Origin of the sequence: Aeromonas sp. 600527, assembly GCF_049175415.1 — a bacterium.
GTDB classification, from domain to species: domain Bacteria; phylum Pseudomonadota; class Gammaproteobacteria; order Enterobacterales; family Aeromonadaceae; genus Aeromonas; species Aeromonas veronii_A.
The window spans coordinates 162,593-182,617 of the sequence record NZ_JAAKVA010000008.1; the positions used below are offsets into that span (position 1 = coordinate 162,593).

Genomic DNA, 20,025 nt, shown 5'->3' on the forward strand with positions numbered 1-20,025 from the left:
TCTTTGGCTTACATAAATAAAGCAAAGCCCCTATAATAGGGGCTTTCTTATGCAGGGGCGTAGTTCGAATTGGTAGAACAGCGGTCTCCAAAACCGATGGTTGCGGGTTCGAGTCCTGCCGCCCCTGCCATATACCTCGTCTCGTACGGGGCTTTTGTGTCTTTGGTTACGTCAGATACAGGTGGGTTGTATGAGTGTTAGTTCTGAGAGCCAGGGCGGAAGCAAGGATACCCTGCTTTGGGGCCTGGTTTTCATTATCCTGGCGGCCGCTGTAGTGGGTAATTACCTGCTCAACGATGTTGTCGCTGCCGTCCGCGCCCTGGGTGTGGTCGTTGTCATTGCTGCTGCTGGTGCAGTAGCCCTGCAAACCACCAAGGGAAAGGCAACACTGGCATTCGCCCGTGAGTCTCGCCTGGAAGTCCGCAAGGTCGTATGGCCGACCCGTCAGGAAGCCATTCAGACAACCCTGATTGTGCTGGCGGTGACCGCCGTGATGGGGCTGCTGCTGTTCGTTCTGGACGGTGCCTTGGTCTGGTTGGTCAACCTGATTACCGGTGTGTAAGGATAAGCCATGACTGAACAACGTGAACAACGTATGAGATGGTATGTCGTGCAGGCTTTTTCCGGCTATGAAGGCCGTGTAGCCAAGTCCCTGCGCGAGCATATCAAGATGCATGGCATGGAAGACATGTTCGGTGAAGTACTGGTCCCGACCGAAGAAGTGGTCGAGATGCGTGCTGGCCAGAAGCGCAAGAGTGAGCGCAAGTTTTTCCCGGGTTATGTCCTGGTCCAGATGATCATGGATGAAACCACATGGCACCTGGTGCGTAACGTACCGCGTGTCATGGGCTTCATCGGCGGTACTTCCGACCGTCCGGCACCGATCTCTGACAAAGAGGCCGATGCCATCCTGAACCGTCTGCAGGATGCCCACGACAAGCCGCGTCCGAAAACCCTGTTTGAACCGGGTGAAATGGTGCGGGTTGCTGATGGTCCGTTTGCCGACTTCAACGGTACCGTTGAAGAGGTCGATTATGAGAAGAGCCGCGTGAAGGTCTCTGTACTGATCTTCGGTCGTTCTACTCCTGTTGAACTGGATTTTGGTCAGGTCGAGAAGGGCTGATTGAATTCTGTACGTTTAACGGTTGTCAGGGGCAGCGAATATCTCTATAATTCTCTGCCCCTTTATTAGTTGGGGAGCCGTTTGCAGGAGCAAGTCTCCGAGGCGCTAGAACCCATTTTTGAGGTATTTTCCTAATGGCTAAGAAAGTCACAGCTTATATCAAGCTGCAGGTTGCTGCTGGTGCAGCCAACCCGTCTCCTCCCGTTGGTCCTGCACTGGGTCAACACGGTGTTAACATCATGGAATTCTGTAAGGCGTTCAACGCTCGTACAGAGAAGCTGGAAAAAGGTTCACCGACTCCGGTCGTGATCACCGTTTACAGCGACCGTTCCTTCACCTTCGAAACCAAGACTCCGCCTGCTTCCTTCCTGCTGAAGAAAGCTGCTGGCATCAAGTCTGGTTCTTCCAAGCCGAACAAAGACAAGGTTGGTAAGGTGACCGTTGCCCAGCTGCAAGAAATCGCCAAGACCAAAGAGCCGGATATGACTGGTGCCGATCTGGATGCAAAAGTACGTTGCATCGCAGGCTCCGCTCGTTCCATGGGTCTGGTAGTGGAGGATTAAGACAATGGCTAAACTTTCCAAGCGTATGCGCGTTATTCGCGAAAAAGTTGACGGTACCAAAGAGTACTCCATCAACGAAGCCATTGCCCTGCTGAAAGAACTGGCTACCGCCAAGTTCGTTGAAAGCGTTGACGTTGCTGTCAACCTGGGTATCGACGCTCGTAAATCTGACCAGAACGTACGTGGTGCTACTGTACTGCCGCACGGTACCGGTCGTGACGTTCGCGTTGCCGTATTTACCCAAGGTGCCAACGCCGAAGCAGCTAAAGCTGCCGGTGCTGACCTGGTAGGTATGGATGACCTGGCCGATCTGGTCAAGAAAGGCGAGATGAACTTCGACGTAGTTATCGCATCCCCGGATGCCATGCGCGTTGTTGGTCAACTGGGTCAAATCTTGGGCCCACGCGGCCTGATGCCTAACCCGAAAGTTGGTACTGTAACCCCGAACGTTGCCGAAGCCGTCAAGAACGCCAAGGCTGGTCAGGTTCGTTACCGTAACGACAAGAATGGTATCATCCATACCACTCTGGGTAAGGTTTCTTTCAACGAAGTTCAGCTGAAAGAAAACTTGGAAGCTCTGCTGGTTGCCCTGAAAAAAGGCAAGCCCTCTTCCGCCAAAGGTCAATTCATCAAGAAAGTCAGCATCTCCACCACCATGGGTGCCGGTGTTGCCGTAGACCAAGCTTCTCTGGAAGCTCAGGCCTAATTGATGGGTTTTACAAGGCGCAAAATTTAATCTATAATTTTGCGCCTTGATTGGTTGGGGGTTTCGACCTCCGTCCAAGACCGCAGGAGGCTGCAAAGCCTTAATGTTTCCTGCGTAGACGGTGCCGGAAACCCAGCGAGAAAGATTCTTTCTCTTCTGGAATCCTGCTACCGCATCGTTCCCCTCTGTTGTAAAGGTAGGGGGGATGTGTCAGTACTGGGTCATTTGACCCGGATTCAATCCAGGAGTTAAGCCAATGGCATTGGGACTCGAAGACAAAAAGGCAATTGTTGCTGAAGTCAACGAAGCTGCCAAAGGCGCTCTTTCTGCAGTTGTTGCCGATTCTCGCGGTGTCACTGTAGACAAGATGACCGTCCTGCGTAAAACCGCTCGTGAAGCCGGTGTGTACATGCGCGTTGTGCGTAACACCCTGCTGCGTCGCGCGGTAGAAGGTACCGAATACGAGTGCCTGAACGACGCATTTACCGGTCCTACCTTGATTGCTTTCTCTAACGAACACCCGGGCGCTGCTGCTCGTCTGTTCAAAGAGTTTGCCAAAGCGAACCAAAAGTTCGAAATCAAGGCTGGCGCTTTTAACGGTGAGTTTATCGCCGCAGCACAAATTGATCGTCTGGCCACGCTGCCGACTTACGAAGAAGCAATTGCGAAGTTGATGGCGACTATGAAAGAAGCCTCTGCTGGCAAGCTGGTTCGTACTATCGCTGCTGTTCGCGACCAGAAACAAGCTGCTGCTTGATTCTCGCCTATTTAGGCTGTTTGAGTTTATTCAACATCAGGAATTTTTGTCATGTCTATCACTAAAGACCAAATCATCGAAGCCGTTGCTTCCATGTCCGTAATGGAAGTTGTTGAGCTGATCGAAGCTATGGAAGAGAAGTTCGGTGTTTCTGCCGCTGTTGCTGTTGCTGCCGGTCCGGCCGCTGAAGCAGTAGAAGAGAAGACCGAGTTCGACGTAGTTCTGACTGCTGCCGGTGCCAACAAAGTTGCCGTCATCAAAGCCGTTCGTGGCGCTACCGGTCTGGGCCTGAAAGAAGCCAAAGATCTGGTAGAAGCTGCTCCGGCTAACCTGAAAGAAGCCGTCTCCAAAGACGAAGCTGAAGCTCTGAAGAAAGAGCTGGAAGCTGCCGGTGCTTCTGTTGAGATCAAATAATCTGCATTTATGTAGATTAGCCTGATAAAACAGGCTAGGGCTGGTGAATTTTTGTTCACCAGCCTTTTTGCGCTGTAGACTGAGAGCATTTCACACCGTTTACGACTCTCGGTGCACCAGCAATCCGGACTGTCTTCTTTCGTCCGGGCCAACACAAAACGGTGTTGAGACAGAGCTGTCCCGCGGGACAGAGTGGGTCACTTATCAGCGAGCTGAGGAACCCTATGGTTTACTCTTATACCGAAAAAAAACGCATTCGTAAGGACTTCGGTAAGCGAGACCAGGTACTGGACACGCCTTATCTGTTGTCCATTCAGCTGGACTCCTTCAAGCAGTTCATCGAGGCTGACCCGGAAGGTGAATATGGCCTAGAGGCCGCTTTCCGTAGCGTTTTCCCGATCACCAGTTACTCCGGTAGTGCTGAGCTTCAGTATGTCAGCTATCGCCTGGGTGAGCCGGTATTTGACGTAAAAGAATGCCAGATCCGTGGAGTGACCTACTCCGCGCCGCTGCGTGTCAAGCTTCGTATGGTTCTGTACGACCGTGAAGCAGCTGCCGGCACCGTCAAAGACATCAAGGAACAAGAAGTATACATGGGCGAAATTCCGCTCATGACCGAGAACGGTACCTTTGTTATCAATGGTACCGAGCGGGTTATCGTTTCCCAGCTGCACCGCAGCCCGGGCGTCTTCTTCGACCACGATAAAGGCAAAACACATTCATCCGGTAAGGTGTTGTATAACGCCCGCGTTATCCCCTACCGTGGCTCCTGGCTGGACTTCGAGTTCGATGCGAAAGACAACCTGTTTGTCCGTATCGACCGTCGTCGCAAACTGCCGGCATCCATCATTCTGCGCGCCCTGGACTTCACTTCCGAAGAGATCCTGGCCACCTTCTTCGAAACCATCGGTTTCGAGGTCAAAGATGGCAAGTTGATGATGGATCTGGTGCCGGAGCGCCTGCGTGGCGAAACTGCGACCTTCGACATCGTGGCCAATGGTGCCGTGGTTGTTGAAACCGGTCGTCGTGTGACTGCCCGTCACATCCGTCAGCTGGAAAAAGATGCCGTTACCCAGATTGAGGTACCGGTTGAGTACGTTGTTGGCAAAGTTGCTGCCAAGGACTACGCACATCCGCAAACTGGCGAACTGGTAGTGGCAGCCAACCAGGCTCTGAGTCTGGAAGCGATTGCCAACCTGTCCCAGGCCGGCTTCAAGCATTTCGAGGTTCTGTTCACCAACGAACTGGACCACGGTGCCTACATGTCCGAGACCCTGCGCGTCGATTCCAGCACCAACCGTCTGGAAGCGCTGGTAGAAATCTACCGCATGATGCGTCCGGGCGAGCCGCCGACACGTGAAGCAGCAGAGCAGCTGTTCGAAAACCTGTTCTTCTCTGCCGAACGTTACGACCTGTCTACCGTAGGTCGGATGAAGTTCAACCGCCGTCTGGGTCGTGAAGACGAGACTGGCGCTGGCGTACTGACCAAAGACGACATCGTCGATGTGATGAAGCGCCTGATCGACATCCGTAACGGTAACGACGAAGTGGACGATATCGACCACCTGGGTAACCGTCGTATCCGTTCTGTCGGTGAAATGGCTGAAAACCAGTTCCGCGTCGGTCTGGTGCGTGTCGAGCGTGCGGTCAAGGAGCGTCTCTCCCTGGGCGACCTGGACACCCTGATGCCGCAGGATCTGATCAACGCCAAGCCGATCTCCGCCGCAGTCAAAGAGTTCTTTGGTTCCAGCCAGCTGTCCCAGTTTATGGACCAGAACAACCCGCTCTCCGAAGTGACCCACAAGCGCCGTATCTCTGCGCTGGGCCCGGGCGGTTTGACTCGTGAGCGTGCCGGCTTTGAAGTCCGAGACGTACACCCGACCCACTACGGTCGTCTGTGCCCGATCGAGACTCCTGAAGGTCCGAACATCGGTCTGATCAACTCCCTGTCCGTGTACTCTCGTACCAACGAGTACGGTTTCCTCGAGACCCCGTACCGCAAGGTCATTGACGGTGTGATCACCGACGAAGTGGACTACCTGTCTGCTATTGAAGAAGGCAAGTACGTGATCGCACAGGCTAACGCCGCGACCACCGAAGATGGCCGTCTGAAAGATGAATTGATCCCGTGCCGTCACAAAGGTGAATCCACCTTTATGAACGCCGACCAGATCCAGTATATGGACGTGAGCCCGCAGCAGATCGTATCTGTGGCAGCGGCCCTGATCCCGTTCCTGGAACACGATGACGCGAACCGCGCATTGATGGGTTCAAACATGCAACGTCAGGCTGTACCGACCCTGCGCGCTGACAAGCCGCTGGTAGGTACCGGTATGGAACGCGCTGTGGCCGTTGACTCCGGTGTAACCGTAGTGGCCAAGCGTGGCGGCATGATCGACTACGTCGATGCCTCCCGTATCGTTATCAAGGTAAATGAAGATGAGCTGATGCCAGGCGAAGCCGGTATCGACATCTACAACCTGACTAAATACACCCGTTCCAACCAGAACACCTGTATCAACCAGCGTCCTTGTGTGATGTTGGGTGAGCCGGTCATGGCTGGCGACGTACTGGCTGACGGCCCGTCCACCGATCTGGGTGAACTGGCTCTGGGTCAGAACATGCGCGTCGCGTTCATGCCGTGGAACGGTTACAACTTCGAAGACTCGATCCTGGTGAACGAGCGTGTTGTTCAGGAAGATCGCCTGACCACCATCCATATCCAGGAACTGGCCTGTATCTCCCGTGACACCAAGCTGGGTCCGGAAGAGATCACTGCTGACATCCCGAACGTGGGTGAAGCCGCTCTGTCCAAGCTGGACGAGTCCGGTATCGTCTACGTGGGTGCCGAAGTGAAGGGCGGCGACATTCTGGTCGGTAAGGTAACGCCGAAAGGTGAAACCCAGCTGACTCCGGAAGAGAAGCTGCTGCGCGCCATCTTCGGTGAGAAGGCGTCCGACGTGAAGGACTCTTCCCTGCGTGTACCGAACGGTGTGTACGGTACCGTGGTTGACGTGCAAGTCTTTACCCGCGATGGCGTGGAAAAAGACAAGCGCGCCAAAGAAATCGAAGAGATGCAGCTGAAGGAAGCGAAGAAGGACTTGACCGAAGAGTTCAAGATCCTGGAGGACGGCATTTTCGGCCGCTCTCGCAACCTACTGCTGGCCGCCGGTTACAGCGAAGATCGTCTGAACAAGCTGGAGCGTTCCAAGTGGTTTGAACTGGCCATCGAAGATGAAGCCAAGCAGACCGAACTGGAGCAGATCGCTGAACAGCACGTTGAGCTGAAAGCCGAGTTCGACAAGAAGTTCGAGAACAAGCGTCGCAAGATTATCCAGGGTGATGATCTGGCGCCGGGCGTACTGAAAATCGTCAAGGTTTATCTGGCAGTCAAGCGTCGCATCCAGCCGGGTGACAAGATGGCGGGCCGTCACGGTAACAAGGGTGTTATCTCCAAGATCTGTCCGGTCGAGGATATGCCTCATGACGAGTTCGGCCGTCCGGTCGACATCGTACTGAACCCGTTGGGCGTACCGTCTCGTATGAACATCGGTCAGATCCTCGAAGTGCACCTGGGCCTCGCGGCCAAGGGTATCGGCGAGAAGATCGATCGCATGGTCAAAGAGCAGCGCGAGCTGCACGAGATGCGCAACTTCCTGCAACAGGTCTATGACCTGGGCGAGAAGGACACCCAGCAAGTGAACATCGCCGAACTGTCTGACGACGACGTACGTACCCTGGTGGGTAACCTGCGTAAGGGTTTGCCGGTTGCTACTCCGGTCTTTGATGGTGCCAAAGAGCGCGAAATCAAAGCCCTGCTGAAGCTGGCCGATCTGCCGGAGTCCGGTCAGATTGATCTGTTCGATGGCCGTACCGGTAACCGCTTCGAGCGTAAAGTAACCGTTGGTTACATGTACATGCTCAAGCTGAACCACCTGGTCGACGACAAGATGCACGCGCGTTCTACCGGTTCTTACAGCTTGGTTACCCAGCAGCCGCTGGGTGGTAAGGCTCAGTTCGGTGGTCAGCGTTTCGGTGAGATGGAAGTGTGGGCCCTGGAGGCTTACGGTGCGGCATATACCCTGCAGGAAATGCTGACCGTCAAGTCTGACGATGTGAATGGCCGTACCAAGATGTATAAGAACATCGTGGATGGCGACCACCGTATGGAGCCGGGCATGCCCGAATCCTTCAACGTATTGCTGAAGGAAATCCGCTCTCTGGGTATCAACATCGAGCTGGACGAAGAGTAAGAGCTCGCTCTTATTGTTCGAGAATTGACGTGGGCGCCCCGCTGTTTTGGCAGCCGGGGCGCCGAGGTTAGACTCCTGACAGGGGAAACACGTGAAAGACTTACTCAAGTTTTTGAAGGCTCAGACCAAGACCGAAGAGTTTGACAGTATCAAGATCGGTCTGGCCTCTCCTGACATGATCCGCTCCTGGTCATTCGGTGAGGTCAAAAAGCCTGAGACCATCAACTACCGGACTTTCAAGCCGGAGCGTGATGGTCTGTTCTGTGCCCGTATCTTCGGACCGGTGAAGGACTACGAGTGTCTGTGCGGCAAGTACAAGCGCCTGAAACACCGTGGTGTGATCTGTGAGAAGTGCGGCGTTGAAGTGACCCAGACCAAGGTCCGTCGTGAGCGTATGGGCCACATCGAGCTGGCCAGCCCGACTGCCCACATCTGGTTCCTGAAGTCCCTGCCGTCCCGTATCGGTCTGCTGCTGGACATGACCCTGCGCGACATCGAGCGTGTGCTCTACTTCGAATCTTTCGTGGTAATCGAACCGGGCATGACCAACCTCGAACGTAGCCAGATGCTCTCTGAAGAGCAGTACCTAGACGCGCTGGAAGAGTGGGGCGACGAATTTGACGCCAAGATGGGTGCCGAAGCAATCCTGGCATTGCTGCGCGCTATCGATCTGGAAGGTGAAGTCAAAACCATGCGTGAGGAGCTGGATCAAACCAACTCCGAGACCAAGCGCAAGAAGACCACCAAGCGCCTGAAGCTGATGGAAGCGTTCCTGCAGTCCGGCAACAAGCCGGAGTGGATGATCATGACAGTGCTGCCTGTGCTGCCGCCGGACCTGCGTCCGCTGGTACCGCTGGACGGCGGCCGTTTCGCGACTTCCGATCTGAACGATCTGTACCGTCGCGTGATCAACCGTAACAACCGCTTGAAGCGTCTGCTGGATCTGGCTGCTCCGGACATCATCGTGCGCAACGAAAAGCGTATGCTGCAAGAGTCCGTCGATGCGCTGCTGGATAACGGCCGTCGCGGTCGTGCCATCACCGGTTCCAACAAGCGCCCGCTGAAATCCCTGGCCGATATGATCAAGGGTAAGCAGGGTCGTTTCCGTCAGAACCTGCTCGGTAAGCGTGTCGACTACTCCGGTCGTTCCGTGATCACCGTAGGCCCGACTCTGCGTCTGCATCAGTGCGGTCTGCCGAAGAAGATGGCGCTGGAACTGTTCAAGCCGTTCATCTATGGCAAGCTGGAAACCCGCGGTCTGGCGACCACTATCAAGGCCGCCAAGAAGATGGTGGAGCGCGAAGAAGCTGTCGTTTGGGATATCCTGGACGAAGTGATCCGCGAACATCCGGTTCTGCTGAACCGTGCACCGACTCTGCACCGTCTGGGTATCCAGGCATTCGAACCGACTCTGGTCGAAGGCAAGGCAATCCAGCTGCACCCGCTCGTTTGTGCTGCGTATAACGCGGACTTCGATGGTGACCAGATGGCGGTTCACGTACCGCTGACCTTGGAAGCCCAGCTGGAAGCGCGTGCGCTGATGATGTCTACCAACAACATCCTGTCGCCAGCCTCCGGTGAGCCGATCATCGTTCCTTCTCAGGACGTGGTCTTGGGTCTGTACTACATGACCCGCGCCCGCATCAATGCGAAGGGTGAAGGTATGGTGCTGTCCGGCCCGAAAGAGGCCGAGAAAGTGTACCGTGCTGGTCTGGCCGACCTGCATGCTCGCGTCAAGTGCCGCATCACCGAGTACGTGAAGAACGAAGCCGGTGAGCTGGTTGCCAAGACCGAGATGAAGAACACCACCGTTGGTCGTGCGATCCTGAGCCTGATCCTGCCGAAAGGTATGGAATACGCCCTGATCGACGAGCCGAAGGTGCTGACTGCTGCCGAGCAGGCCGATCTGGAAGCCAATCCGCAGAACTGGATCAAATGCGTATCCAACAAGGCGCTGGGCAAAAAGCTCATCTCCCGTCTGCTGAACACCTGCTATCGCAAGCAGGGGCTGAAGGACACCGTTATCTTCGCTGACCAGCTGATGTATACCGGTTTCCACTACGCGGCGCTGTCCGGTGCTTCCGTTGGTATCGATGACATGGTCATCCCGGATGCCAAGAAAGAGATCATCGCAGCAGCCGAAGCCGAAGTTGCCGAGATCCAGGACCAGTTCCTGTCCGGTCTGGTAACTGCGGGCGAACGTTACAACAAGGTTATCGATATCTGGGCCAGCGCCAACGAGCGCGTCTCCAAGGCCATGATGGAGAACTTGTCCAAAGAGCGTAACGTCAACTCGCTGGGTGAAGAAGAAGAGCAGGCCTCGTTCAACAGCATCTTTATGATGGCTGACTCTGGTGCGCGTGGTTCCGCCGCTCAGATCCGTCAGCTGGCCGGTATGCGTGGCCTGATGGCCAAGCCGGATGGCTCCATCATCGAGACTCCGATCATCGCGAACTTCCGCGAAGGTCTGAACGTACTGCAGTACTTTATCTCTACCCACGGTGCTCGTAAGGGTCTGGCGGATACTGCACTGAAGACTGCGAACTCCGGTTACCTGACTCGTCGTCTGGTAGACGTGGCGCAAGACATGGTGATCACCGAGGACGATTGCGGCACTACCGACGGTCTGTGGATGACTCCGCTGATCGAGGGTGGCGACGTGGTCGAGCCGCTGCGTGAACGCGTGCTGGGTCGTGTGGTGGCAGAAGATGTCATCAAGCCGGGTACCGAGGACGAGATCCTGGTTGCTCGCAACACCCTGCTCGACGAGCAGCTGTGTGACCTGCTGGAACGCAACTCCGTTGACCGTGTGAAGGTGCGTTCTGCCATCACCTGTGAAACCGACTTCGGTAACTGTGCTCACTGCTATGGCCGTGATCTGGCCCGTGGTCACCTGGTTAACAAGGGTGAGGCTGTCGGTGTTATCGCCGCCCAGTCCATCGGTGAACCGGGTACCCAGCTGACGATGCGTACTTTCCACATCGGTGGTGCTGCATCTCGCGCCGCTGCTGAAAGCAGCATCCAGGTCAAGAACACAGGTACCATCAAGCTGCAGAACGCCAAGTTCGTTCATAACAGCGATGACAAACTGGTTATCACCTCACGTTCTACCGAACTGACCATCATGGACGACATGGGCCGTACCAAGGAAAGCCACAAGCTGCCTTACGGTTCTGTGCTGGAAGTGAAGGACGGCCAGGCCGTGAGCGCTGGTGAGACTGTTGCCAACTGGGATCCGCACACCCACCCGATCATCACCGAAGTGGCAGGTCGCCTGCAGTTCGAACACATGATCGATGGCGTGACCATCACTCGTCAGACCGACGAGCTGACCGGTCTCTCTTCTATCGTTGTTCTGGACGTCAACGAGCGTCCGAGCGCCGGTAAAGAGATGCGTCCGACCGTTAAACTGGTCGACATGAACGGCAAAGACGTGATGATCCCGGGTACCGATGTCGCCGCCCAGTACTTCCTGCCGGGCAAGGCGATCGTGAACCTGGAAGATGGTGCCAACGTGGGCGTGGGTGACGCGGTAGCGCGTATCCCGCAAGAGTCCGGCGGTACCAAGGACATCACCGGTGGTCTGCCGCGCGTTGCGGATCTGTTCGAAGCACGTCAACCGAAGGAACCGGCAATTCTGGCCGAGATCTCCGGTACCATCTCCTTCGGGAAAGAGACCAAGGGCAAACGCCGTCTGGTCATTACCCCGACCGATGGTGGCAACGTCTACGAAGAGATGATTCCGAAGTGGCGTAACCTGAACGTGTTCGAAGGTGAAAAAGTTGAGAAGGGTGAAGTGCTGGCAGACGGTCCTGAGTCTGCTCACGACATCCTGCGTCTGCGCGGTATCAGCCCGGTCGCCAACTACATCGCCAACGAAGTGCAGGACGTATACCGTCTGCAAGGCGTTAAGATCAACGACAAGCACATCGAAGTCATCGTTCGTCAGATGCTGCGCAAGTGCGAGATCCTGAGCGCTGGCGATACCGATCTGATCGAGGGCGAACAGGTTGAAGTGGCTCGCGTGAAGATTGCCAACCGTAAGCTGGTTGCCGAGGGCAAGACCCCTGCGACCTACCGTCATGTACTGATGGGTATTACCAAGGCATCTCTGAGCACCGAGTCCTTCATCTCTGCGGCTTCCTTCCAGGAAACCACTCGCGTTCTGACCGAAGCCGCCGTAGGTGGCAAGCGTGATGAACTGCGTGGTCTGAAAGAGAACGTCATCGTGGGTCGTCTGATCCCGGCTGGTACCGGCTTTGCCTACCACCATAGCCGGATCAACCAGCGTGCCGCCGCAGCTCGTGCTGTTGGTACCCCGCAGGTGACCGCTGATGAAGCGGAGCAGAACCTGGCGGATCTGCTGAACGCAGCCGGTAGCTTCGACGAAGAGTAACTCGTCATCCGTGATTAAAAAGGGCTCCTTCAAGGAGCCCTTTTTGTTGGCCAATTCCTCGGCAAAGGTAGACGCAGCGCGGGTTTCAGGATGATCCAGAGCAAAGTTGTAGAGTAAAAAATCAAAAAAAGTTGACTTTACTCCCCTGCAATTTAAAACTCGGGAAAGTTGAATGGTTATTACAGGGGTAGAACATGACTGTCGGTATCGAGGAAGCCATGCTTCCCGAAGAACAGCTGATCAGCCGCACTTTTACAGATGAAGACAGGGAATTGTTGCGCTCATACGATGGGCTCATCGATGGCTTGGCCGAGCTGTTCGGCAAGCATTGTGAAGTGGTACTCCACTCCCTGGAAAATCTGCACGAGTCGGTGATCAAGATCGCCAACGGCTTCAATACCGGACGCACCCTCGGGGCGCCCATCACCGATCTCGCCCTGCGCATGCTCAAGGACATCGAGAGCACCGGCCAGGATTACACCCAGAGCTATTTCGCTCGCAGCCGTACCGGCGCGCTGATGAAGTCGAGCACCATCGCCATTCGCAACAGCGAGCGGCAAGTAGTGGGGCTTATCTGCATCAACCTGCACATCAATGCGCCTTTCCACGAGTTCGTGGCCGAATTTTTCCCGACGCCCCAGCAGGCGGCGCGTCAGTCACCAGAGACCTTCGCCAATAGCGTGGAAGAGTTGGTTGCCCAGACGGTGGATAACACCATCGACGAGATCAACCGCGATCCCACCGTGGCCAACAATGCCAAGAATCGCTTCATCGTGACCCAGCTGTTCGAGAAGGGCATTTTCGATATCAAGGATTCGATCAATCTGGTGGCGGACAAACTCAATATTTCAAAACATACCGTTTATCTTTACATCCGACAGCGCAAGCAGGGTGAAGACGAGAACGAGTAACTCATTCCAGAAGGGGATAGATGAATGGCTAAAGAAGTGATTGCAACCGACAAGGCGCCTGCCGCGATTGGTCCGTATGTTCAGGCTACCAAGGTTGGCGAGATGATCTTCACCTCCGGGCAGATCCCGCTCGATCCTGCCACCATGGAAATCGTGGCTGGCGGCATTGAAGAGCAGGCCGAGCGGGTGATGAAGAATCTGGTTGCCGTGTTGCACGCTGCGGGTGCCGATGCCAGCAAAGTGGTCAAAACCACCTGCTTCCTGAGCGACATGAACAACTTCGTTGCCTTCAACCAGGTCTATGCCCGCTACTTTGGCGATGCGGCGCCAGCCCGCTCCTGCGTGGAGGTGGCTCGTCTGCCGAAAGATGTGCTGGTCGAGGTCGAGGCGATTGCCCATCTCTGATCAACAGATCGAATCAAGCCCCTCCTGGCAGGGGCTTTTTTGTTTTTGGCGTAAAATGGACCGGGTCAGCACAGGAGTCCTGCTATGAGTCTGAGTTTTGCCATTCTGGTCACGGGGCCTGCCTATGGCACCCAATCGGCCAGCACAGCCTATCGTTTTGCCCGCGCCCTGTTGGCGCAGGGGCATACCTTGTCCCACCTGTTCTTCTATCAGGATGGGGTCTGCAACGCCAACGGTTTGCATCTGCCAGCATCCGATGAGACTGACCTGGTGCGTCTGTGGCGAGAGCTGGCAGAAGAGCAGGGGATCCGTATCGACGTCTGCGTCGCTGCCGCCATGCGGCGCGGTGTGCTCGATGAGCGGGAGGCCAAGGGGGCAGGGCAGGCACACTTCAATCTACAAGCGCCATTTTGCCTGAGCGGTCTGGGCCAGTTGGCCGAGGCGGCGCTCACCGCCGATCGATTGGTTCAGTTCTAGGGGGAGTCATGAGCAAGAAAATCGCCTTTATCTGCAGTCGTGGCCCCCATGGCCATGCTGCCGGCCGGGAAGGACTGGATGCCTTGTTGGCCACCTCGGCCATGACCGATGAGCTGGCCCTCTTCCTGATTGGGGACGGCGTGCTGCAACTGCTTAAAGAACAGCTGCCACAGACTATCTTGCAGCGCCACTATGCGCCAACCTTCAAGATGCTCGAACTCTATGACATCGAGGAGGTGTACGTCTGTGCCTACTCGCTGGCCGAGCGCGGCGTGACAGTGGATGATCTGCTGATCCCCGTCGAGAGTCTGCCGCGCCAGGAAATGGCTCGGCGCTGGGCCCAATGTTCGACTCACATCAGCTTTTGAGGTCTCCATGTTGCATCTGATATTGAACTCTCCCTTTCAGAGTCAGGCTCTGGCAGAGGCGCTCTCATACCTTCAGCCCGAGGATGAGCTGGTACTGATGCAGGATGCCGTGATTGCGGCATCGGCTCCCCAGTGGAGTGCGCGGCTGGCGGGTATCCCGCTTTATGTGATGCAGGAAGATCTGCAAGCTCGCGGTTTGCATCATCGGGTGGGTAATGTGCTCGATATGGCGGGTCTGGTGACACTGATTGAGCAAAAAGGCTCTCCTCGTACTTGGGCTGGCTGATAAACACATTTTCAAGATAATTCAATGTGATGCCGTGAAATAAACCGGATCCGAATTGCCCTTTTGTGACGCAAATTGTATAAATCTTGACTCCCCTGACAACAGGGCATAAAATTTCGCGTCCCCGTATCTGCGGGGAGGATTTTCCACACGTTTATGAAGTCATTATCAGGAGCCTTTTGATGGCAACTATTAACCAGTTGGTTCGCAAGCCACGCATCAAGCTCGTTGTGAAAAGCAACGTGCCGGCGCTGGAAGCGTGCCCTCAGAAGCGTGGCGTATGCACTCGTGTATATACCACCACCCCGAAGAAGCCTAACTCTGCACTGCGTAAAGTGTGCCGTGTACGTCTGACCAACGGCTTCGAAGTCACCTCCTACATCGGTGGTGAAGGTCACAACCTGCAAGAGCACTCTGTTGTTCTGATCCGTGGCGGTCGTGTAAAAGACTTGCCAGGTGTTCGTTATCACACCGTTCGTGGTGCGTTGGACTGTGCCGGTGTTAAAGACCGTAAGCAGGCTCGCTCCAAGTATGGCGTGAAGCGTCCTAAAGCTTAATGGTTCTCCGTTAAGTAAGGCCAAACGTTAATTCGTTTCTAGTTAGATAGCTTTCTAGTTTTGGGTAATCCCTGAAGTTACGGAGAATTTGAAATGCCAAGACGTCGTGTTGTTGGTCAGCGTAAAATCCTGCCAGATCCCAAGTTCGGATCAGAGCTGCTGGCTAAATTTGTCAACGTAGTAATGGTTGACGGTAAGAAATCTGTTGCAGAAGCCATTGTTTATGGCGCCCTAGACATCATTGCCACCAAATCTGGCAAAGAGCACCTGGCCGTATTCGAAGAAGCTCTGGATAACATTCGTCCGGCGGTCGAGGTTAAATCTCGTCGCGTCGGTGGTGCAACCTATCAGGTTCCGGTAGAAGTTCGTCCGGTACGTCGCAATGCTCTGGCAATGCGCTGGTTGGTTGATGCCGCTCGTAAACGTGGTGAAAAATCAATGGCTCAGCGTTTGGCTGGCGAGCTGCTGGATGCCGCTGACAATAAGGGTTCGTCTGTCAAGAAACGTGAAGACGTTCACCGTATGGCTGAAGCGAACAAAGCCTTCGCTCACTTCCGCTGGTAATCCGCTTGCGCAGGGTCTTTTGGCTCTGCGCACCTTTAATTATCTAGGGACAAGCGCCTTAGTAAGAGGATGACAATGGCTCGTACAACCCCCATTGAGCGTTATCGTAACATCGGTATCTCCGCTCACATTGACGCCGGTAAGACTACTACTACCGAGCGCGTACTGTTTTACACCGGTGTAAGTCACAAGATCGGTGAAGTTCACGATGGCGCTGCCACCATGGACTGGATGGAACAGGAACAAGAGCGTGGTATCACCATCACCTCCGCCGCGACCACCGCTTTCTGGTCCGGTATGGGTAAACAGTTCCAACCGCACCGTATCAACATCATCGATACCCCGGGCCACGTTGACTTTACTATCGAAGTAGAGCGTTCAATGCGTGTTCTGGACGGTGCCGTGATGGTGTACTGTGCCGTAGGTGGCGTACAGCCACAGTCTGAAACCGTATGGCGTCAGGCTAACAAGTACAAGGTTCCCCGTATCGCGTTCGTCAACAAGATGGACCGTACCGGTGCCAACTTCCTGCGTTGTGTTGAGCACATCAAGACCCGTCTGAAAGGCAACCCGGTTCCGCTTCAGCTGAACATCGGCTCTGAAGAGAACTTCAAGGGCGTTGTTGACCTGGTCAAGATGAAGGCCATCAACTGGAACGAAGCTGACCAGGGCGTCACCTTCGACTACGAAGATGTGCCGGCCGAGTTGCTGGAACAGGCGCAAGAGATGCGCATGAATCTGGTTGAAGCCGCTGCAGAAGCGTCTGAAGACCTGATGGAAAAATACCTGGGCGGCGAAGAGCTGACCGAGGAAGAGATCAAAGGTGCTCTGCGTCAGCGCGTGCTGAACAACGAAATCATCCTGGTAACCTGTGGCTCCGCGTTCAAGAACAAGGGCGTACAGGCAATGCTGGATGCCGTGATCGAGTACCTGCCGGCTCCGACTGACGTTGCTGCTATCGACGGCCTGAAAATGGACGGCGAGACCAAAGACGAGCGTCACGCTTCCGATGACGAGCCGTTCTCTGCTCTGGCGTTCAAGATCGCTACCGACCCGTTCGTTGGTAACCTGACCTTCTTCCGTGTCTACTCTGGCGTGATCAACTCCGGTGACACCGTGCTGAACTCCGTCAAGGACAAGCGCGAGCGCTTTGGCCGTATCGTTCAGATGCATGCCAACAAGCGTGAAGAGATCAAAGAAGTACGCGCTGGTGACATCGCTGCAGCCATCGGTCTGAAAGATGTGACCACTGGTGACACCCTGTGTGACCCGAACGCACCGATCATCCTCGAGCGTATGGAATTCCCGGAGCCGGTAATTTCTATCGCGGTTGAGCCGAAAACCAAGGCTGACCAGGAGAAGATGGGTCTGGCACTGGGCCGTCTGGCTCAGGAAGATCCGTCCTTCCGCGTATGGACTGACGAAGAGTCAGGTCAAACCATCATCGCTGGTATGGGTGAGCTGCACCTGGACATCATCGTTGACCGTATGCGTCGCGAGTTCAAGGTTGAAGCCAACGTAGGTAAGCCGCAGGTTGCCTACCGTGAAACCATCCGTACCACCGTTAAAGACATCGAAGGCAAGCATGCCAAGCAGTCTGGTGGTCGCGGTCAGTACGGTCATGTTGTTATCGACATGTACCCGCTGGAAGAAGGCAAAGCCTACGAATTCGTCAACGACATCAAAGGTGGTGTCATTCCTGGTGAATTCATCCCGGGTGTTGATAAAGGTATCCGTGAGCAGCTCAAATCTGGTCCGCTGGCTGGTTACCCGGTTATGGATCTGGGTGTGCGTCTGCACTTCGGTTCTTACCACGATGTCGACTCTTCCGAACTGGCGTTCAAAATCGCTGCTTCCATGGCCTTTAAGGCTGGCTTCATGAAAGCCAACCCGGTTCTGCTCGAGCCGATCATGAAAGTAGAAGTTGAAACTCCGGAAGATTACATGGGCGACGTGATCGGTGACCTGAACCGTCGTCGTGGCCTGATCGAAGGTATGGAAGATGGCCCGTCCGGCAAGATCGTACGTGCTCTGGTGCCGCTGGCCGAAATGTTCGGTTATGCAACTGCACTGCGTTCCGCTACCCAAGGTCGTGCTTCCTACGCCATGGAATTCGCCAAGTATCACGATGCACCGACCAACGTTGCACAAGCCGTGATCGAAGAGCGCAAATCCAAGTAATTTAAGATTCCCCGCCTACGACGGTAGGCGGGTTTAACCTAGAAGGACTACGTCGTGTCTAAAGAAAAATTTGAGCGTAATAAACCGCACGTAAACGTCGGCACCATCGGCCACGTTGACCACGGTAAAACCACCCTGACTGCAGCTATCACCAACGTGCTGGCCAAGCACTTCGGTGGTAAAGCTTTCGCCTTCGACCAGATCGACAAGGCACCGGAAGAGCGTGAGCGTGGTATCACCATCAACACCTCCCACGTAGAATACGACACCGCTACCCGTCACTACGCACACGTAGACTGCCCGGGTCACGCCGACTACGTTAAAAACATGATCACCGGTGCTGCCCAGATGGACGGCGCGATCCTGGTAGTAGCAGCGACTGACGGCCCGATGCCGCAGACTCGTGAGCACATCCTGCTGGGTCGTCAGGTAGGCGTTCCGTACATCATCGTGTTCATGAACAAGTGTGACATGGTAGATGACGAAGAGCTGCTGGAACTGGTCGAGATGGAAGTTCGCGAACTGCTGTCCGAGTACGACTTCCCGGGTGATGACCTGCCGGTAGTCCGTGGTTCTGCACTGAAAGCGCTGGAAGGCGAAGCTCAGTGGGAAGAGAAGATCCTGGAACTGGCTGGCCACCTGGACAGCTACATTCCGGAGCCGGAGCGTGCAATCGACCAGCCGTTCCTGATGCCAATCGAAGACGTATTCTCTATCGCAGGCCGTGGTACTGTAGTAACCGGTCGTGTAGAGCGCGGTATCGTTAAAGTTGGTGAAGAAGTGGAAATCGTTGGTATCAAAGATACCACCAAGACCACCTGTACCGGCGTTGAAATGTTCCGCAAACTGCTGGACGAAGGTCGTGCAGGTGAGAACATCGGTGCACTGCTGCGTGGCGTGAAGCGTGAAGACGTAGAGCGTGGTCAGGTACTGGCCAAGCCGGGCACCATCAAGCCGCACACCAAGTTTGAATCTGAAGTGTACGTACTGTCCAAAGAAGAAGGTGGTCGTCATACCCCGTTCTTCAAAGGCTACCGTCCGCAGTTCTACTTCCGTACTACCGACGTGACCGGTACCATCGAACTGCCGGAAGGCGTAGAGATGGTAATGCCGGGCGACAACATCAAGATGGTTGTTACCCTGATTGCGCCGATCGCGATGGACGACGGCCTGCGTTTCGCTATCCGTGAAGGTGGCCGTACCGTAGGTGCTGGTGTTGTAGCTAAAGTTATCGCTTAATCGATACTTTAAATGCACACATGAAAGGGGTGGCTTCGGCCGCCCCTTTTGTTTTTGGGCTTTATCTGCCCTGTGAGATACTGGGCAAAACCATTGATTGAGGTAGTTTCCGTGAGCAAACCCGCCATTTTTCTGGATCGTGACGGTGTCATCAATGAAGACACTGGCTATGTCAGCCAGGTCGATGACTTCCATTTTCTGCCCGGAGTCATAGACGCCCTGCAGCTCCTCAAAAAGAAAGGCTATCTGCTGGTTGTAGTGACCAACCAGTCAGGGATTGCCCGCGGTTATTTCACCGAAGATGATTTCATGAACCTGACCGAGTGGATGGATTGGTCGCTGGCTGATCGGGATGTGGATCTCGATGGCATCTACTTCTGTCCCCATCATCCGGATCACGGTACCTCCTGTGACTGCCGCAAGCCTGAACCGGGAATGTTGCTGCTCGCTAGGCAGGAACTGAACATCGATATGAGCCGCTCCTATATGGTGGGTGACAAGCCTTCCGATTTGAAAGCAGCCATCAATGCCGGGGTTGGTCACAAAATCATGGTCAGAACCGGTAAGCCGGTCACCGAAGTGGGTAACGCTCTGGCCGATACCATCTATGACAATCTGTATGATTTTGCTATCGCGGTGCCTGCAGTAAGCTGATTTCGCCGGTTTAATATGCTGATTGGTGGCTTTGTGAGCTAACGAACAGCAAAAGTCATCTTTTTACAATTATCTGCTTGCCAGAAAATTCCAGCTCCCTATAATGCGCCTCCATCGACAGGGCAAGCGGCAACGCAGAAAGCCAAGTCGGCAACCTCGAAAAGCCTTTGA

Annotated in this window: 18 protein-coding genes and 1 tRNA gene; all 19 read left to right on the forward strand. The window is 54.9% G+C overall.

Annotated elements, in window-relative coordinates:
• Positions 1 to 53: 53 nt before the first annotated feature.
• The 19 genes from G5154_RS12310 to gmhB all read left to right on the forward strand — a co-directional run bounded on the left by G5154_RS12310 (position 54) and on the right by gmhB (position 19,854).
• Positions 54 to 130, forward strand: a tRNA-Trp gene (locus tag G5154_RS12310).
• A 60-nt stretch (positions 131 to 190) separates the two neighbouring features.
• Positions 191 to 562 (forward strand): preprotein translocase subunit SecE, encoded by a 372-nt coding sequence (secE, locus tag G5154_RS12315; RefSeq protein ID WP_005306322.1) that lies wholly within the window; start codon positions 191 to 193, stop codon positions 560 to 562.
• A gap of 33 nt (positions 563 to 595) precedes the next feature.
• Positions 596 to 1,123, forward strand: coding sequence for a transcription termination/antitermination protein NusG (gene nusG, locus G5154_RS12320; protein WP_019840195.1), 528 nt, complete (start codon positions 596 to 598; stop codon positions 1,121 to 1,123).
• A 134-nt stretch (positions 1,124 to 1,257) separates the two neighbouring features.
• Entirely contained in the window at positions 1,258 to 1,686 is a 429-nt protein-coding gene (gene rplK / locus G5154_RS12325; protein WP_005339887.1) for a 50S ribosomal protein L11, read from the forward strand.
• A gap of 4 nt (positions 1,687 to 1,690) precedes the next feature.
• On the forward strand, positions 1,691 to 2,392 hold the full coding sequence (rplA, locus tag G5154_RS12330) for a 50S ribosomal protein L1 (RefSeq protein ID WP_005339888.1): 702 nt from the start codon (positions 1,691 to 1,693) through the stop codon (positions 2,390 to 2,392).
• A gap of 256 nt (positions 2,393 to 2,648) precedes the next feature.
• The gene (rplJ, locus tag G5154_RS12335) at positions 2,649 to 3,149 is read left to right on the forward strand and encodes a 50S ribosomal protein L10 (protein ID WP_005339895.1); all 501 of its coding nucleotides are present in this window, start codon (positions 2,649 to 2,651) and stop codon (positions 3,147 to 3,149) included.
• Positions 3,150 to 3,200: 51 nt separating this feature from the next.
• Positions 3,201 to 3,563: a 50S ribosomal protein L7/L12 gene (gene rplL, locus G5154_RS12340; protein WP_005341840.1), complete on the forward strand. Its 363-nt coding sequence runs from the start codon at positions 3,201 to 3,203 to the stop codon at positions 3,561 to 3,563.
• Positions 3,564 to 3,787: 224 nt separating this feature from the next.
• A complete protein-coding gene (rpoB, locus tag G5154_RS12345; protein ID WP_005341838.1) occupies positions 3,788 to 7,816 on the forward strand; it encodes a DNA-directed RNA polymerase subunit beta in 4,029 nt (1,342 codons plus the stop codon).
• A 91-nt stretch (positions 7,817 to 7,907) separates the two neighbouring features.
• Positions 7,908 to 12,212 carry a DNA-directed RNA polymerase subunit beta' gene (gene rpoC, locus G5154_RS12350; protein ID WP_421250888.1) on the forward strand — a complete coding sequence of 1,435 codons (4,305 nt, stop codon included), beginning with the start codon at positions 7,908 to 7,910 and terminating at the stop codon, positions 12,210 to 12,212.
• Between the two features lie 194 nt (positions 12,213 to 12,406).
• Positions 12,407 to 13,123, forward strand: a complete 717-nt coding sequence (locus tag G5154_RS12355; RefSeq protein WP_005339902.1) for a helix-turn-helix transcriptional regulator — start codon at positions 12,407 to 12,409, stop codon at positions 13,121 to 13,123.
• Positions 13,124 to 13,147: 24 nt separating this feature from the next.
• Positions 13,148 to 13,528, forward strand: a complete 381-nt coding sequence (locus G5154_RS12360) for a RidA family protein (RefSeq protein ID WP_005339904.1) — start codon at positions 13,148 to 13,150, stop codon at positions 13,526 to 13,528.
• Between the two features lie 84 nt (positions 13,529 to 13,612).
• Positions 13,613 to 14,005: a sulfurtransferase complex subunit TusD gene (tusD, locus tag G5154_RS12365; RefSeq protein ID WP_421250887.1), complete on the forward strand. Its 393-nt coding sequence runs from the start codon at positions 13,613 to 13,615 to the stop codon at positions 14,003 to 14,005.
• An 8-nt stretch (positions 14,006 to 14,013) separates the two neighbouring features.
• The gene (gene tusC, locus G5154_RS12370) at positions 14,014 to 14,373 is read left to right on the forward strand and encodes a sulfurtransferase complex subunit TusC (RefSeq protein ID WP_421250886.1); all 360 of its coding nucleotides are present in this window, start codon (positions 14,014 to 14,016) and stop codon (positions 14,371 to 14,373) included.
• A gap of 7 nt (positions 14,374 to 14,380) precedes the next feature.
• Entirely contained in the window at positions 14,381 to 14,659 is a 279-nt protein-coding gene (gene tusB, locus G5154_RS12375) for a sulfurtransferase complex subunit TusB (protein ID WP_421250885.1), read from the forward strand.
• Positions 14,660 to 14,841: 182 nt separating this feature from the next.
• Complete coding sequence (rpsL, locus tag G5154_RS12380; protein ID WP_005306278.1) at positions 14,842 to 15,216, forward strand: 30S ribosomal protein S12; 375 nt, start codon at positions 14,842 to 14,844, stop codon at positions 15,214 to 15,216.
• Between the two features lie 93 nt (positions 15,217 to 15,309).
• Entirely contained in the window at positions 15,310 to 15,780 is a 471-nt protein-coding gene (gene rpsG, locus G5154_RS12385) for a 30S ribosomal protein S7 (RefSeq protein ID WP_005339911.1), read from the forward strand.
• 75 nt (positions 15,781 to 15,855) lie between these two features.
• Positions 15,856 to 17,961 carry an elongation factor G gene (fusA, locus tag G5154_RS12390; protein ID WP_216979948.1) on the forward strand — a complete coding sequence of 702 codons (2,106 nt, stop codon included), beginning with the start codon at positions 15,856 to 15,858 and terminating at the stop codon, positions 17,959 to 17,961.
• Between the two features lie 54 nt (positions 17,962 to 18,015).
• The gene (tuf, locus tag G5154_RS12395) at positions 18,016 to 19,200 is read left to right on the forward strand and encodes an elongation factor Tu (protein ID WP_074042664.1); all 1,185 of its coding nucleotides are present in this window, start codon (positions 18,016 to 18,018) and stop codon (positions 19,198 to 19,200) included.
• 111 nt (positions 19,201 to 19,311) lie between these two features.
• Entirely contained in the window at positions 19,312 to 19,854 is a 543-nt protein-coding gene (gene gmhB, locus G5154_RS12400) for a D-glycero-beta-D-manno-heptose 1,7-bisphosphate 7-phosphatase (protein WP_337073313.1), read from the forward strand.
• Positions 19,855 to 20,025: the final 171 nt, after the last annotated feature.